General features: G+C 52.9%; 10 protein-coding genes and 2 riboswitches. Of the genes, 5 read left to right on the top strand and 5 right to left on the bottom strand.

The genetic code is table 11. From position 1 onward, the window contains the following. Nucleotides 1–61: 61 nt before the first annotated feature. Nucleotides 62–394, top strand: a complete 333-nt coding sequence (locus R50912_RS02005) for a helix-turn-helix domain-containing protein (RefSeq protein ID WP_042241375.1) — start codon at nt 62–64, stop codon at nt 392–394. Between the two features lie 149 nt (nt 395–543). Here R50912_RS02005 and R50912_RS33985 read toward each other — a convergent pair whose 3' ends face one another. Then, the gene (locus R50912_RS33985) at nt 544–693 is read right to left on the bottom strand and encodes an anti-repressor SinI family protein (RefSeq protein ID WP_081956347.1); all 150 of its coding nucleotides are present in this window, start codon (nt 691–693) and stop codon (nt 544–546) included. A gap of 28 nt (nt 694–721) precedes the next feature. Then, nucleotides 722–806: riboswitch (cyclic di-GMP riboswitch) on the bottom strand. A 515-nt stretch (nt 807–1,321) separates the two neighbouring features. On the opposite strand from R50912_RS33985, the gene R50912_RS02000 reads away from it, so the two are divergent. Both R50912_RS02000 and odhB read left to right on the top strand, forming a co-directional pair. Beyond that, entirely contained in the window at nt 1,322–4,189 is a 2,868-nt protein-coding gene (locus R50912_RS02000; RefSeq protein WP_042232007.1) for a 2-oxoglutarate dehydrogenase E1 component, read from the top strand. 58 nt (nt 4,190–4,247) lie between these two features. Then, nucleotides 4,248–5,570 (top strand): 2-oxoglutarate dehydrogenase complex dihydrolipoyllysine-residue succinyltransferase, encoded by a 1,323-nt coding sequence (odhB, locus tag R50912_RS01995; protein ID WP_042232005.1) that lies wholly within the window; start codon nt 4,248–4,250, stop codon nt 5,568–5,570. A 136-nt stretch (nt 5,571–5,706) separates the two neighbouring features. Here the strand turns inward: odhB and R50912_RS35490 are convergent, their stop codons facing one another. After that, nucleotides 5,707–5,964 (bottom strand): RNA polymerase sigma factor, encoded by a 258-nt coding sequence (locus R50912_RS35490; RefSeq protein WP_042232002.1) that lies wholly within the window; start codon nt 5,962–5,964, stop codon nt 5,707–5,709. A 320-nt stretch (nt 5,965–6,284) separates the two neighbouring features. Between R50912_RS35490 and R50912_RS01985 the strand changes: the two genes are divergently transcribed. After that, on the top strand, nt 6,285–6,863 hold the full coding sequence (locus tag R50912_RS01985; RefSeq protein ID WP_042231996.1) for a nucleotidyltransferase family protein: 579 nt from the start codon (nt 6,285–6,287) through the stop codon (nt 6,861–6,863). 140 nt (nt 6,864–7,003) lie between these two features. Here the strand turns inward: R50912_RS01985 and R50912_RS01980 are convergent, their stop codons facing one another. Together R50912_RS01980 and R50912_RS01975 are read right to left on the bottom strand one after the other, a co-directional pair. Further along, nucleotides 7,004–8,524, bottom strand: coding sequence for a methyl-accepting chemotaxis protein (locus R50912_RS01980; RefSeq protein ID WP_052415918.1), 1,521 nt, complete (start codon nt 8,522–8,524; stop codon nt 7,004–7,006). 763 nt (nt 8,525–9,287) lie between these two features. Continuing rightward, entirely contained in the window at nt 9,288–10,751 is a 1,464-nt protein-coding gene (locus tag R50912_RS01975) for an NAD(P)/FAD-dependent oxidoreductase (protein ID WP_042231994.1), read from the bottom strand. 122 nt (nt 10,752–10,873) lie between these two features. After that, nucleotides 10,874–10,973, bottom strand: a riboswitch (purine riboswitch). 215 nt (nt 10,974–11,188) lie between these two features. On the opposite strand from R50912_RS01975, the gene R50912_RS01970 reads away from it, so the two are divergent. Next, a complete protein-coding gene (locus R50912_RS01970) occupies nt 11,189–12,283 on the top strand; it encodes a GGDEF domain-containing protein (protein WP_042231992.1) in 1,095 nt (364 codons plus the stop codon). 90 nt (nt 12,284–12,373) lie between these two features. Here R50912_RS01970 and R50912_RS32995 read toward each other — a convergent pair whose 3' ends face one another. Next, nucleotides 12,374–15,514, bottom strand: a complete 3,141-nt coding sequence (locus tag R50912_RS32995) for an EAL domain-containing protein (protein ID WP_052415917.1) — start codon at nt 15,512–15,514, stop codon at nt 12,374–12,376. Nucleotides 15,515–15,532 lie beyond the last annotated feature (18 nt).

The raw sequence follows: 15,532 nt of genomic DNA, 5'->3' as shown, positions 1-15,532 counted from the left end.
GCGAATTTTTGTTATACTGATAACAAAAAGTACGGAGGGCGTTGTAATCGTGTCAGATAACATGGGAAGCCGCATCCATAGGCTCCGTCTGGAGAAGGGTTATTCTTTATCCGAGCTTGCGGATAAGGCTGACGTGGCGAAATCATACTTAAGTAATGTTGAGCGGAATATCCAATCCAACCCCTCCATTCAATTTATCGAAAAAATCGCCGATGCACTTCAAGTATCCATTCACGTATTACTGTATGGCGGAGTTGCAGAAACTGCAGAACCGGTTCTTGATGGAGAATGGTTCAGGCTGGTACAGGATGCGATGGCCTCTGGTATAAGCAAACGTGAATTCAAGGAGTTTCTTGATTATCAGAAATGGCGGCTGGAGCAGAAGGATAACTGAAATACCCCCACAAAGTGAGGCAGCAGCTTCGATGATTACTCAGGTACTTTGCGGGGACCCCGAAACAACATGTAAATTCCAACAGAAGAGGGCACAGCGTGTACACCGCTGTGCCCTCTTCTGTATGTATCCGTACAATGCTGAATGCCCTACATCGCCTGGAGTGCTTTTTCACTAAAAAAACGCCGAATCTCGTCCGCCTGGATGCCAGCCTGCTTAGCAGACATTAGCAAATGCACCCATTCTAAATCCAGATCAACTGCCTGCAGTTCGTCATTCCCCTGGTTGGACTTATCCAAGAAATCTCCTCCTAGAATTTTCGCGTCCCCAGGCAGTCCGGCCATCATAGTATTTCTACTTTAGATCCGAGACTTTGTGCCCCTGTCTTTCGGCAGGTTTACCCTTTACTGGACCCTTTACATGAAAGGATCTGAAAGAATCGATGAAACCGTTCTCCGCAATAACATTATACAAGATCTTACATGAAAAGTGTGTCGTTTTCTGGGATTTTTTTATGTTAAATCGTGAGGACCCTTAGCTAAAATTGCCAATGGCTTGTATAAATAATTCCAATTCATCTTCAATCGGTCCAAATTAGTTTAAATATACTAAATAGATTTAATCCTATAACACAATATAGAAGTAATTACCCATTTCTATGATATACAACCACCTAAATCCTTAATTTTTTTATTAATTCTAAAGATATTTTGTTCCTCCGGCCTCACCCGGATAATTTATGATTGTTCTGTATGAATTCCCTGCTGAATCATACCGTTTTGCGAACGGATTGCACGAAAGTATGAATTGATTACCCTGCCGGAAAGTAGCACAATAAGATGAGAATGAAACCGCAAACATCGCAGCTCCGCTAAGCGGTGTTCCTATATACCGCATGTGGAGTTTATCCGTTAGGAGGACCTACTCATGGCCATCAAAGAGCCCTATAACGAATCTGTCTGGAGCAAGTATTACGGTCCCAATCTGGGCTACATTCAGGAGAAATACGAGCAGTTTGTCAAGGACCCTTCTTCCGTAGAGCATCATTACCGCGATCTGTTCACAGTATCCGGCCCGCCTCCCCTGGCTCCGGATGCCGTCAAGACGCCTCCACCCGCCATCTCGGGAGATACGGAGTGGCTCAAGAAAGCTGTTAAAGCTTCCAAGCTAATGGCTAACATTCGAATATACGGCCATATGGCTGCCGATATCGATCCGCTGGAGCGGAGCACCAACCCGATGGCGAAATGGCTGGAGATCGAGACCTATGAGCTGACGCGCGAAGATCTGAATGCCCTGCCGGCTTCGCTGATCTGGGAGAATGCCCCTGAGGGCGTGCATACCGCTATGGATGCCGTTCACAGAATGCGCCAGGCCTACACACAGACCATCGCCTATGAATTCGGGCATGTGCATGACGAGCGTGAGCTGCGCTGGCTCAACAGCCAGGCGGAATCCACGACGTCGCCTGCTCCACTGAACCATGCGGAACGCAAAGAGCTGCTGAAACGCCTGATTCAGGTAGAACAGTTCGAGACCTTCCTGCACAAGACCTTCGTCGGCCAGAAGCGCTTCAGCCTGGAAGGCAATGATGCGCTCGTACCTATGCTGGATGAAATTGTCCGCGCTGCCGCACATGACGGCGCTGAGCATATCCTGATGGGTATGGCCCACCGCGGAAGACTTAATGTGCTGGCCCACATTCTGGGCAAACCTTATGATATTATTTTCTCGGAATTCCATCATTCGCCGAACAAGGAGCTCTTCCCGTCCGAAGGCTCTATGGGTGTCACCTATGGCTGGAGCGGTGATGTGAAATACCATCTAGGCGCCGACCGCGCCGTCCGTGAAGGCGAAACCGTGCGTACCCGCATCACGCTTGCCAACAACCCGAGCCATCTCGAGTTCGTGAATCCGGTCGTTGAAGGCTTCACGCGTGCAGCCCAGGAGGAACGGGGGACCCCCGGCCTGCCTAAGCTGAATACGGACAAAGCCATGGCCGTGCTTATGCATGGCGATGCCGCCTTCCCTGGTGAAGGTATTGTTGCGGAAACACTTAATATCGGCAAATTGCAAGGTTATCAGAATGGCGGCACTGTGCATATTATCGTCAATAACCGGATCGGCTTCACCACCGAAAGTGAAGATTCCCGCTCCACGCATTACGCCAGTGATCTGGCGAAGGGCTATGAGATCCCGGTAGTGCATGTCAATGCCGATGACCCCGAAGCCTGTATTGCTGCGGTCCGTATGGCCAGCGCTTACCGCCATTTGTTCAAGAAGGATTTCCTGATTGATCTGATCGGGTACCGCCGCCACGGCCATAATGAGATGGATGATCCGGAAACCACCCAGCCGATGGTATATGGCAAGGTTCGCAACCACCCTACCGTCTACCGCGTTTATGCGGAACGCCTGCAGCGCGAGAAGGTCGTTACAGCCGATGAGGTGAAGAGCATGATTGCCGAGGCCGAGAATGTGCTGCAGCAGGCCTTCGAGCAGATGAAGGAAGGGAAACAGAAGAACGCCGAGTCCAAGACTTCGGTCGTCCTGGATACGGGAACACCGGTGCACCGCCCTACAGCGGTTCCGCTGGCCAGTCTCCAGGAGATTAACCGTGAGCTGCTGAGCGTACCGGCCGGCTTCACGGTCTATCCGAAGCTGGAGCGGATTCTGCAGCGGCGCAAGGATGCGCTGAATGACGGCGAGCGGGTAGACTGGGCGCTGGCTGAAACCCTGGCCTTCGCTACCATTCTGAAGGATGGCACGCCGATCCGCCTCAGCGGACAGGATTCACAGCGCGGCACCTTCGCTCACCGCCACCTTGTCCTGCATGACAGTGAGAGCGGGGAGCTCTTCTCCCCTCTTCACCAGCTTAAGGATTCCCGCGCCTCCTTCGGCGTCTACAACAGCCCGCTGTCAGAAGCCTCTGTACTCGGCTATGAATACGGCTATAATGTGTTCGCACCGGAGACCTTCGTGCTCTGGGAAGCGCAATACGGTGATTTCGCCAATGCCGCCCAAGTCATTATTGACCAGTTCATCTCCGCCGGACGCGCCAAGTGGACACAGCGCAGCAATCTTGCGATTCTGCTGCCGCATGGATATGAAGGCCAGGGACCGGAACATTCCAGCGGTAGGCTGGAACGTTATCTGCAGCTCTCCGCTGAAGAGAACTGGACCGTAGCGAACCTGACCTGCGCGGCCCAGTATTTCCATCTGCTGCGCCGTCAGGCTGCACTCTGCGGACAGCCCGATGCCCGGCCGCTGGTAATCATGGCACCGAAGAGCCTGATCCGCAATCCGCGCAGCACCTCGGCCGGTGCTGATCTCGCCTCCGGCAGCTTCCAGCCCGTGCTTCCGGAACCGCTGCTCGGCAGCAAGCCTGAAGAGGTCAAGCGCCTGGTGGTATGCAGCGGCAAGGTCGCCATCGACCTGCAGACTGAGCTGGAAGCCGCCCGCGGACAGGACTTCTCCTGGCTGCATATTCTCCGCCTGGAGCAGCTGTATCCGTTCCCTGAACGTGAGCTTGGCGCACATCTCAGTTCGTTCCGTTCCCTGCAGGAAATCGTCTGGGTGCAGGAGGAGCCGAAGAATATGGGCGGCTGGAGCTACGCTGAATCCCGGCTGCGCGCCATTGCCCCGCAGAATGTTACCGTCCAGTATATCGGCCGTCCGGAGCGCTCCAGCCCGGCCAGCGGTTATGCGGATGTGCACAGCTTCGAGCAGCGGCGCATTGTTAGAGAAGCCCTGAAACTTAACGCTCAAGTACAAGCACCTGTACCGTCTTCCTGACAGCAGCAAGGCGGTCTCTCAATAACGTAAACTACTATATTTGGGGAGGTAACGGCCTGTGTCCGAAATTAAAGTACCCGATTTGGGCGAATCCATTTCCGAAGGAACGATCTACAAATGGCTGGTTAAAGAGGGCGACACTGTCGGCCAGGGCGATGTGCTCGCGGAGCTTGAGACCGACAAGGTCAACCTGGAGATCAGTGCGGAGGAGGATGGTGTCATCTCCTCCATCCTGCGCCAGGCGGGCGAGAACGTTGCCGTTGGCGAAGCTATCGGCATTATCGGCAGCGCCGACGGTGCGGCAGTAGCCGGCGGCGGCAAGCCGGAAGCGGCAAGCGTAGCGACGGGCAGCAGCGCCTCTGACGGCGGCAAGCCGGAAGCGGCAAACGCAGCGGCGGGCAGCAGCGCCTCTGACGGCGGTAAGCCGGAAGCGGCAAGCGCAGCGGCGGGCTCTGCGGCCCTGGCTTCGCCGGGGGCGCGCAAGCTGGCCCGGGAGCGGGGCATCGACCTCGGCGAGGTCAGTGCCCGCGACCCCATCGGCCGGATCGGCCAGGCCGATGTGAACGGCCATGGCGCAGCTGTGCCGGAGGCCGCTGCGCCTGCAGCTCCGGCGGCGGCACGGCCGGAGCCGGTGAAGCCGCCCGCGCCGGCGGGCAAGGCGCCCCGCGCGGAGGACGGCAAAGCGACCGAGCGCAAGCGCATGTCGCGCAGACGGCTGACGATTGCCAGCCGCCTGGTCGAAGCGCAGCAGACGGCAGCGATGCTGACCACCTTCAACGAGGTGGACATGACCGCTATTCTCGACATCCGCAAACGCCGCAAGGATGCCTTCAAAGAGAAGCATGAGGTTGGACTCGGCTTCATGTCCTTCTTCACCAAAGCCGTGATCGGCGCACTCAAGGCTTATCCGCTGCTGAATGCCGAGATCGACGGTGAGGATCTCCTGCTGAAGAAATACTATGACATCGGCATCGCCGTAGCTGCCAAAGAAGGTCTGGTCGTGCCGGTCGTCCGCGATGCCGACCGGCTTAGCTTCCCGGAAATCGAGCGCAAGATTGGCGAGCTCGCCTCCAAAGCGCGCGCCAACACGCTCAGTCTGCCGGAGCTGCAGGGCGGTACCTTCACAATCACCAACGGTGGTGTATTCGGTTCTCTGCTGTCTACGCCGATCCTCAATACGCCGCAGGTCGGCATCCTCGGCATGCATAAGATCCAGCTTCGTCCGATCGCCTTGGATGAAGAGCGCACAGCCAACCGTCCGATGATGTATGTCGCCTTATCGTACGATCACCGGATTGTAGACGGTTCAGAGGCGGTAGGCTTCCTTGTCAAGGTCAAGGAATTACTGGAAGATCCAGAAGCGCTGCTGCTGGAGGGCTAAGCCCTACCTGCGGCGGCATCCTTCATTCCTCATACGTGTGAACACCAAAGGCATCCGGAGAGCGTATTCGCTCTCCGGATGCCTTTTTGGATTTCATTTTGACTGCCCTTTAATACCTAAATTGAATTCAAGCTATTCACTTAAGCTGCTGCCTGCTCAACGATGAATATTTGGACTTCCGGCTGCTGTTCAAGCAAGAGTTGCCCGATTCATCCTTTGCACATGGAGTGCTTATTAAAATCCTGCACTGCACCTCATCCTCGGCATCCTGCCTGTTCCCCAGCATCCGGCAGCAATACCGGTAAACCGGCTGCTGAAAAGCATCAACAATGAACGCAAAGGATTCCTGCTCCCCATGTTGAACCCGGATAATGACCGCCTCTACCTGCCGCATATCCGGCACATTCTCCTGTGACGTTGCCCTCACCTCCTAGATTGTATATCTCTATAACACCTGACTTCTGCAAAAAGTGCCTGCCGGCACAATTTTATTCGAGTAAAAATGGTTTTGCGGGCTTCATCCTATGTAGTCTTACAATCCAATATAATATAACTTTAGCAGATTTACCGAAGGCTGATTTATTGCACCCGACCTCACTTTACCCCACCTAACCCGGCTAGCCCACCTCAAGCAAAATCAAATACACTTCCCACTCCGTCCGGGCTATAATGGATTATTGTCTTCATTTCAGCAGAGAAAGAAGAGATTATACAATGATAATAACCAGTGAAGCAGACATTCTCCAGCGGGTGATGGAAGATGCCTGGATGATGGATATTCTGAAGGCTGCCGGAACTTTGCAATTGCCGGACTGGTGGGTCTGCGCCGGATTTGTGCGGTCCAAGATCTGGGATGTGCAGCATGGTTTTACGGAGAGAACGCCCCTCGCCGATATTGATGTGATCTATTATGACCCCGGCGACCAGCGGGAGGAAGTCGAGAAATCCTGGGAAACCCAGCTGAAGAGCCGTTATCCCGGAATTCCCTGGTCAGTCAAGAATCAGGCCAGGATGCATACCGTCAATAACCTGCCGCCCTATCACTCGTCCACAGATGGCATGTCCAAATTCCCCGAGACGGCAACGGCGCTTGGACTCTCCCTGGACGGGAACGGGGAAGTCATTCTGGCCGCACCTCATGGAATTTCGGATGTCATTCAGCTGGTATTGCGGCCCTCGCCTTACTTCGCCGCCCATCCGCATCTGCTGCCTATTTATGAGAAGCGGATTGCAAGCAAGAACTGGCAGGGCATCTGGAGCGGGCTACGCAGCCTCCCGGCTGACGGTACCTAGTCCGGGCCGAGACCTCGTACAACCAGCAAAGAGCAACAGGTGCTCCCTGACCAGGGCAGCCTGCTGCTCTTTGTTATAAGACAATGTTATCTGCTTCATATAATTATTCTTCCTCTGCTATCCAGCTGAAATACTCTAGTTTACACCGCCAGATCTATCCCCACCACGCCTACAATCTCTCCGCGGCCATCCTTAATCGCTCTGGAGAGCGTAATGCAGGAACGTTTGGTAATCGCCGAAACATACGGCTGCGAGACGTACTGGCCTTCATTCATGGCCCCGTTCCACCAGTCACGGCGTTTGGCATTCAGGAGTCCTGCCGCAGGCTCGGAGTAAATGAACGTGCCGTCCGTCCGGTTGGACCAGATCGCCTGCACATCCGGAGCCTTACGGATACAGGAAGCAAGGACGCTGCTATGGCTATCCGCATCCGGTGAATACAGCTCCCGCTTAGCTGAGAGCTCCTCCAGCAATACCTGCATTTCCTGCAGCCGTCCCTCGTATCCGTTCATCTCAATCACCCCGCGCACCGCAATTGCATTCACTGATTGCTGCAGGGATTGCGACTCTATGAGCAGGCTGGCGCTGATATTATTCAGCTGTCCAATCTGGGACCGCTGCCGGGTGACCTGCTCCAGCGTCAGGTCCACACCTGCGATGGTCTCGTTGACAATACCCACCGCACCGCTGAGTTCGGCTGTCACCTCATCAATCAGCCTGCTCTGCCGCGCAGCCGCAGCGACTGATTCAGCTACCGCCGTTCCCACCTCTTCTATTCTGTCCGAGATATCGCCGAGACGCCGCTTCACGGTTGCTACTTCATGCACACCGTGCTCAACTGCAGACTGCTCTTTCGTAACCGACTCCAGCACCTGCTGCACTCCGTTATTGATATCGAGCAGCACCTCCGTGGAGCGGCCTACCGAACTCCGGCTCTGGTCGGCTAACTGCCTGATCCGGCTGGCCACTACCGCGAAGCCCCGCCCCTGTTCACCCGCCCGCGCAGCTTCAATAGAAGCATTGAGCGCAAGCAGCGAGGTTTCATTAACAATGCTGACAATCAGCGAGTTTATCTCCTCCACCATAGCAATATGGCCGCTAAGAGTCGTGAATTTATTCAGCATGTCCCCGCTTTGCTCCTGCAGCTCCTCCATGACCTCATCTGTATTCTTCAGCGAATCCACCATTTCAGCCATTCCTGAGCGGGTCGCCTGCATGGTCGCCCCCAGCTTCCCGGTCAGCTCCTCTATATGCTCCGTAACCGCCGCTACTCCGCCCATGGTGGCAAAAGCACCCTCAATATTGGCCTTAGCCTCGTTACTGCGCGTCTGCAAATCCACTTCGTATGCATGTGAATAGTCTGCCGTCTGCTGCAGCCCTTCCGTATGGCGGCTAATTTCCTCCAGCGCCCCATGCAGCCGGTCCGAGGTGACAACAATCTCATTGCCGAGCAGCTCCACCTTACCACGGGATTCCGCCAGCTGCCGGTCCTTTAGGACTCCGCCGTGATAGCTGTCCAGCGCAAGTCCGCCGAGTGCCGCCATTAGCAGCAGATAGATAACCGTATGTATCCAGTACATATCAACCCACAAGCAGTACATTCCTATAAGCAGCAGCAAAACAACGGCTAGAACGGCCTTCCACCGGCGAATCCCCATCATCAACGCTCACTCCACTCCATCATGTTATGTATTCTAACATTATATCAGCAGAGTCAAATTAAGGAAACCACTTCTATACCCATCACCCACAAACGGCGTGTATAAAGAACAAACGGGATGCGGCGTGGGTCAGGGCGTTGAACACGTGGCGTGGACGCCAGGGCGTTGAACACGTGGCATGGACGTCAGGGCGTTGAACACGTGGCATGGACGTCAGGGCGTTGAACACGTGGCATGGACGCCAGGGCGTTGAACACGTGGCGTGGACGCCGCATGGAATTCTGCAGTAGGTATCCGTTCCACTCCACTCCGCCCGCACCTGCCACAACAAGTGGATAAACATATCTTAATTTGCCCGTTTCTTACGAATGAACGAAAGCAAGTGGATTAACAGCACCTATTTATGTTAGTTTTCGCTACTTTGGCTGAATTCGGATAATTTAAGTGTTCTTTATCCAACTATTGGTTTTACAGCACCTTTTCGCTCATCAGCAAGTGGAGGAAATCCATCTATTTCTGCTCCCCCTATCTTTCAGGCGGACTAGCTCCAACTTTTTCCACTCCCGCATATCCTCCAGACTCGACAAACCGATAAAACAATTGAAAACGAGGAGCATTGGCTACGGGTGGGTGGGTGGGTGGGGCGGCTAGGGAAGCCAGGGAAGGTTCAGACTCTAACATATAACCTCCCAAAAAAAGGACAGCCGTGTACACCGCAGCTTCTGCGTGTAAGGCTGTCCTTCGGGCATCCACCTGGGCGGTTCTACAGAACTGCCGGTTGTACGTTTCCCTCTTGTTTAATCTTAGCCATCATTCCCCGGGCGATCCATACTCCGGCCGCTCCGGCCTGTGCAAGGCCGCGGGTAATGCCTGCACCGTCGCCTCCGCAGTAGAGCCCGGAGATCTCGGTCTCGAATTGCTCTGTCAGCTTAGGCCGGGCAGAATAGAACTTCGCCTCAACTCCGTAGAACAGCGTATGCTCGGAGGCAATACCCGGTGTAACCTTCTCCAGCGCCTCGACCATCTCAATCAGGCTCTTCATCGTGATGTACGGCAGGACCAGACCCAGATCACCAGGCACCGCTTCCTTCAGCGTGGGCTCAAGGAACCCTTCCTTGATCCGTGTCTCCGTAGAACGGCGGCCGCGCAGGATATCGCCATACTTCTGCACGATCACACCGCCGCTGGACAGATCATTGGCCCGCTTACAGATTTCCCGGGCATATTCATTCGGTTTATCAAACGGCTCGGTGAAGGTATGGGAGACTAGGAGGGCAAAGTTGGTGTTCTTGGAACCTAACGCCGGGTCCTTGTAGGAGTGTCCGTTCGCTGCCATCACTCCGCTGTGATTCTCCACGACAACATGTCCTGAAGGATTGCTGCAGAAGGTGCGGACCCGTGTCCCCACAGATGTATTGAAGATGAATTTCCCCTCATAGAGATGTTCGTTAATCTCTCGCATCACCACATCAGAGGTTTCCACGCGCACCCCTACATCCACCTGATTATTATACATTTTGAGCCGGCGTTTCTTCAGCACCGCGGTCAGCCAGGCAGATCCGTCACGTCCCGGAGCAATCATTACCTGATCTGCTTCATGGCTCTCACCATTCTTCAAGGTAATGCCCGTAATGCGATGTACACCGTTCTCCTTGACGGTAACAATATCTTCTACCTCAGTCTTATACAGCATATCAATGCGCGTCTTCAAATATTCGTATATGGATTTCAGGATTTCCAGATTCTGTTCTGTTCCCAGATGGCGGACCTGCGCACGCAGCAGCTTAAGCCCTGCCGCATACCCCCGCTGCTCAATCCCGCGGATGCTCTCGGTAGTCGGATCGGTAATAACCGGCGTGGCCCCGTGCTCCAGGTTGATGCCGTCAACATACTCAATCAGCTCCATCACCCTGGAAGGAGGCAGATAATCGGTCATCCAGCCGCCGAACTCGGTCGTGATGTTGAATTTGCCGTCACTGTACGCACCTGCACCGCCAAAGCCTGCAGTAATCGAACAGGCCGGCAGACATCCGGCGAATTCCTTACGGCCCGAAGCCGGAGGGCAGAGCTTGATTTTCTCCTCCAGAATCGGGCAATTCCGGCGGTAGATATCATGGCCCTTGTCCACCAGCAGGATCTTCAGCTCCGGTGCTTTAAGTGTCAATTCATAGCAGGCGAATATTCCGGCCGGACCGGCTCCAACAACAATCACATCATATTTACTCATAGGTTCTCTGTTCCTCCCAGGATGAAACGGCTGCCCTCAGTGGATAAGGGCTGCTCTGTTTCTGCGATAAATATAAATTCACTTACGCAAACAGCACAAAAATCCCGACCTCTTCATAGGTATGCAAAATGCACCCTATTCGTAGCCAGGAATTTACGGTTCCCTGTAGAAACCCCCAAACCTTATCATTGAGGATATACGAACAGCTTAGCTCATTATTGTGAGCCAATTGGAATTCTACAGAAATTATGCGAATGTGTCAAGGATATATCGTATTAATAATTCGTGTTTGTATCATTATATCAGCATGAATAGCTATAAATACCTAGTATTAATCACCAAAACACGAACAATGATCGCAGAATCGGATTAGGGAGGAAAATCGGGATAATTGTCGAATATATAAGTATATTGCCACTGGAAAAGAGGAACATCTTATGCACATCCCACCGCCAACTCCTCGCCAAATGTACTGGAACCGCGTCCTCCTCAACACCTTTTGGATGGTCCTGTTTGTTTATCTGGCAAGCCAGCTATTTGTTGCCTTATCCATGTGGGGCCACCGGCCTGAGCTCTCCGGCGGGCAATATTTCATTAACCACATAGTGATCCCCGACTCCATACTGCTCGTCTTGCTTCTGATTCTCGAGGTTGTACATAAATGGAAACCGCTGATGTCCGAGTTCTCAATTATTGTCACCAGTCATCTGTACGGCATTCTGATAATCATGAATCTGAGCACGGAGTTTCATGTGAAGCCGCTCATTATGCTGCTTCCGCTTCTGGTATCCATGATCTATCTGAAGGACAATTATCTGAAGGCTTCCTCGGTTATTTGCCTGATCTATATCATTATGCTGTTCCTCAACACAGCTACCTATGACTATACCCTGCGTATCCAGAACATTATTATCACCCTTATCTTCGCAGGAACTTCACTGGCCGGATTCGGCGTCATTGCACGGGGACGGGATCTTATGCAGTCACTGGAGAATTCGGTGAAATCGGAGCAGGAGCTGCGCATTCAGAATATTATTATGGACAGGCTGTCCAAGATTGACCCCTTGACCGACTTGTACAATCACAAGACCTTTCATGAATATCTGGGCTGGCTGATTGAGCATCAGCAGAGCAACCCTTTTCCCCTGCAGCTGGCGGTCCTGGATATCGACAATTTCAAAAAAGTAAATGACCAGTATGGCCACTGGGTTGGCGATATTGTACTGAAGCAGGTAGCTGCAGTCATGCTGCAGCATATCGGATCGGATGACTTCGCAGCCCGGTACGGCGGTGAAGAGTTCGTTATCATTCTGACCGCCAAGCCGCTGGAGGATTCCGTGCGGATTATGGACAAGATCCTAACCGGAATTGCCGGCCTGCTAATCAATGAAATGGAGAATAGATCGGTTACTGTCAGCATCGGCATGCATGATTATAATGGAACCGATTCGAAGAGCTCCACTTTTCAGCAGGCAGACGATGCCCTGTATGAAGCCAAAAAAACAGGCAAGAACAAAATCGTCATCTTCTAGCTGCGAATAAACATTTACTAGTTCAAAAAAGCGGGTCCACAGGCATATTATCCATGCCCGGGACCCGCTTTTACTATGTAATCTATAGCCCTAATTCAGATGATCTACTTCATAACGCTTCTGCGGCACGAGCAGTTCAATTACTTCGCGCTGCGGCACCGGCCGGCTGATCAGGTAGCCCTGAACCTTGTCGCAGTTCGCTTCCTTGAGGAAGGCCAGCTGGCTGGCATCCTCCACGCCCTCGGCCACAACATCCAGGCCCATTTTATGGCCCAGAATGATGATCGTCTGGACGAAGGACTGGCTATAGGCTTTATCCGCAAGGGAATCAATGAAAATTTTGTCCATTTTGAGTGTCGAGATCGGCAGCTGCTGAAGATAGCTTAAGGAGGAATACCCCGTTCCGAAATCATCCAACGCAATCCGGATACCGCGCGACTTCAGGAATTCCAGCTTGCTGACGGTGCTCTCGAACGATTCCATGAATATGGATTCCGTAATCTCCAGCTCCAGACTGCTCGGCTCAACACCGCTCTCTTCCAGACTATCCAGCACAATCTCCACGAAATCATCCTGCAGCAGCTGAATAATGGAGATATTCACTGATATTTTATAAGAGATTCCGGTAAGCTGGTGGATGCTGTTCATGAATTTGCAGGCCTCCCGCAGCACCCATTCCCCGATATAAATAATCAGTCTGGAATCCTCGGCAATCTTGATGAAGGAGAGCGGGGAGACAAAACCGAGCACCGGACTGTTCCAGCGGATCAAAGCCTCGAATCCCGAGATCAGTCCCGTCTCAATCTGCACCTGCGGCTGATAATGCAGCTCAAATTCATTATTGTTCATGGCACTCCGCAGATGCTTCTCAATGTTCATCCGTTCATTAAATGCCGTATGCATCGATTTATCATAAACCACATAGGTGCTTTTCCCTTCTTCTTTGGCCCGGTACATCGCTACGTCAGCATTCTTCAGAATCTCCTCTGTCGTCTCCCCGTCTTCCGGGTAGAAGGAGATCCCGATGCTACAGGAGACGTACAGGTTGCTCTCGCCGATGAGGAAGGATTTGCGGAAGGAGCGCATAATGTCCTCGGCCAAATTCAGCACATCCACGCGGCTCTCTATGTCTTTGAGAAACACTACAAATTCGTCGCCGCCGAGCCGGGAGAGCATGTCCCCTTCCCGGACTACCGACTGCAGGCGCTCGCTGGCCTTGCGGATCAGAACATCGCCGGATTTATGTCCTAGCGTATCGTTAATATACTTGAAGTTGTCCGTGTCCACGAACAGCAGCGCCGCTCTCCCCCCCGGCCGGCGGAAATAATTCTCCATCGTCTCCAGCAGACAGATCCGGTTCGGCAGATTGCTGAGCGAATCCACATAAGCCAGGCGATGCATATTCTTCTGATTTTCCAGCAGCATCTCATATTGCCCTACAAGCTCCTGCTGCGTAGCCGTAAGCTGCTCATAGGTCGCTTCAAGCTCCTGATAGCTGTTATTCAGACTGAACTCCGCCTGCTTCCGCTTGCTGATATCAATCAGCGAGCCCAGGAACAGTACGATTTGGTCTCTGGGGTCCACAATCGCCTTCCCCCTAACCTCAAACCAGACATAAACGTCATCTTTGGTCTTCATCCGGTACTCGGTTTCGTAGATCGGAGTCAGCCCGGTAAGATGCTCCTGTCTGGCTTTGCGTGCAGATTCCTGATCATCCGGATGAATGATGCTGAGCACACCGCCTTCGAAGGCGTTGATCTCTTCCTCAGAGTAGCCCATGACCTCATACCAGCGGTCCGAGAGCTTGTAGAAGCCGCTATCCCAGTCGAGCTCCCACATATAGGCACCTGAGCCTTCGGAGGCCAGACGGAAACGCCGTTCACTGACGCCCAGCCGGTTGAACTGGTCCTGCAGCTCAACCTCCGTTGCCGCAAGCTCCTCATAGGTAGATTCCAGTTCCTCGTAACTGAGCTGCAGCTTAAGCTCGTTCTGTTTGCGTTCATCGATATCAAGCCCGACCAGGACAAATATATCCTCCGCCTGATCATCCATCCCCTTGATCAGGGTAGTGCGGATGGAGAAATAATGCGCAACCGGAGAATGCTCCGGAAGCTTCACCTCCACATTAGTCACATAATCGAGATAGACCGCTTTGGTAAGGAGATCCCTCAGCACTGCCGCTCCACCCTCAAGACCAGGCAGGTCATCGATACTCACACCGAGCACATCCTTCTCTGAAAGCCCGGTCATTTTCTCAGCATATTGATTGAAGCGCACGCTCCGCTTGTCCCCATGAACCGCCCATATGATCATCCCGGTATTCTCGATCACATCCTCGAAGAATTCCTGTTCGGAGTGGATCGTCCGGCGCAGACGCCGGATATAGATCCGGAGCAGCACAGAACCAAATACCAGCAGAACAACCCCTATGGCCACTCCTGATATAATTCTATTACGGATCATGGACTGATGATAATCCGAGTGAGCGAAGAAATATTGTTGATACAGCTCCTCGAATGCCCCGGAGCGTTCCAGGCGCTCCAGTCTGGCATTCACATAAGACACCAGCTCCGGCTTGGTCTTGCTGATGCCATAAGCGACATCCTGAGGATAAAGATTGTTCATTTTGCGGATAATCGTTCCGGTCAGCCCCTGTTCAACAATCAGATAATCCACCACCCCCTGATTCTCGAACAGCAGATCAATCTCGCCTTTGCGCAGAGCCTCCACTGCTTCAGGTACGGTCGCATATTCTATGTATTGTGAGGATGGGATTCCCACACTATTCTGCAGAACAGTTTCCGAATACTGTTCCTTGCCTACACCGATTCTGTAATTTTTCAACGTGCTCAGCTTCACTTCTTCACTAAGCTCCTGGCGGGAATAGACGGAAATGTAGCTCCTTAGCACAGGTCTTGAGAACAAGGTATCCTGCTTTCTCGCCTCGGTTATGGCCATGAGTCCGGTCGTGTCGATCTTGCCCTCGGTCAGCAGGCTGTATGTACTTTCCCATTCCCCGGTGCTGTATAGAAGAAGGTAATCCTTTTTCTCAAAAATCATACTCGTCAGATCAATATCAAAACCTGTCAGATATCCGTTCTGTATGTACTTGTAGGGGGGGTATTCCAGTTCTGCCTGGTACTTAATATCCTGTCTTTTGGCGTGAGCGGCAGCGGGGGGTGTAATCATGAGCACGATGCCAATTAGAAGCAAGAGTTTACACCGCTTCATCGCAATTCTCCTTTGTCC

This window comes from Paenibacillus sp. FSL R5-0912, from assembly GCF_000758605.1.
Classification (GTDB): domain Bacteria; phylum Bacillota; class Bacilli; order Paenibacillales; family Paenibacillaceae; genus Paenibacillus_AQ.
This window is presented reverse-complemented; position numbering and strand designations above follow the sequence as displayed.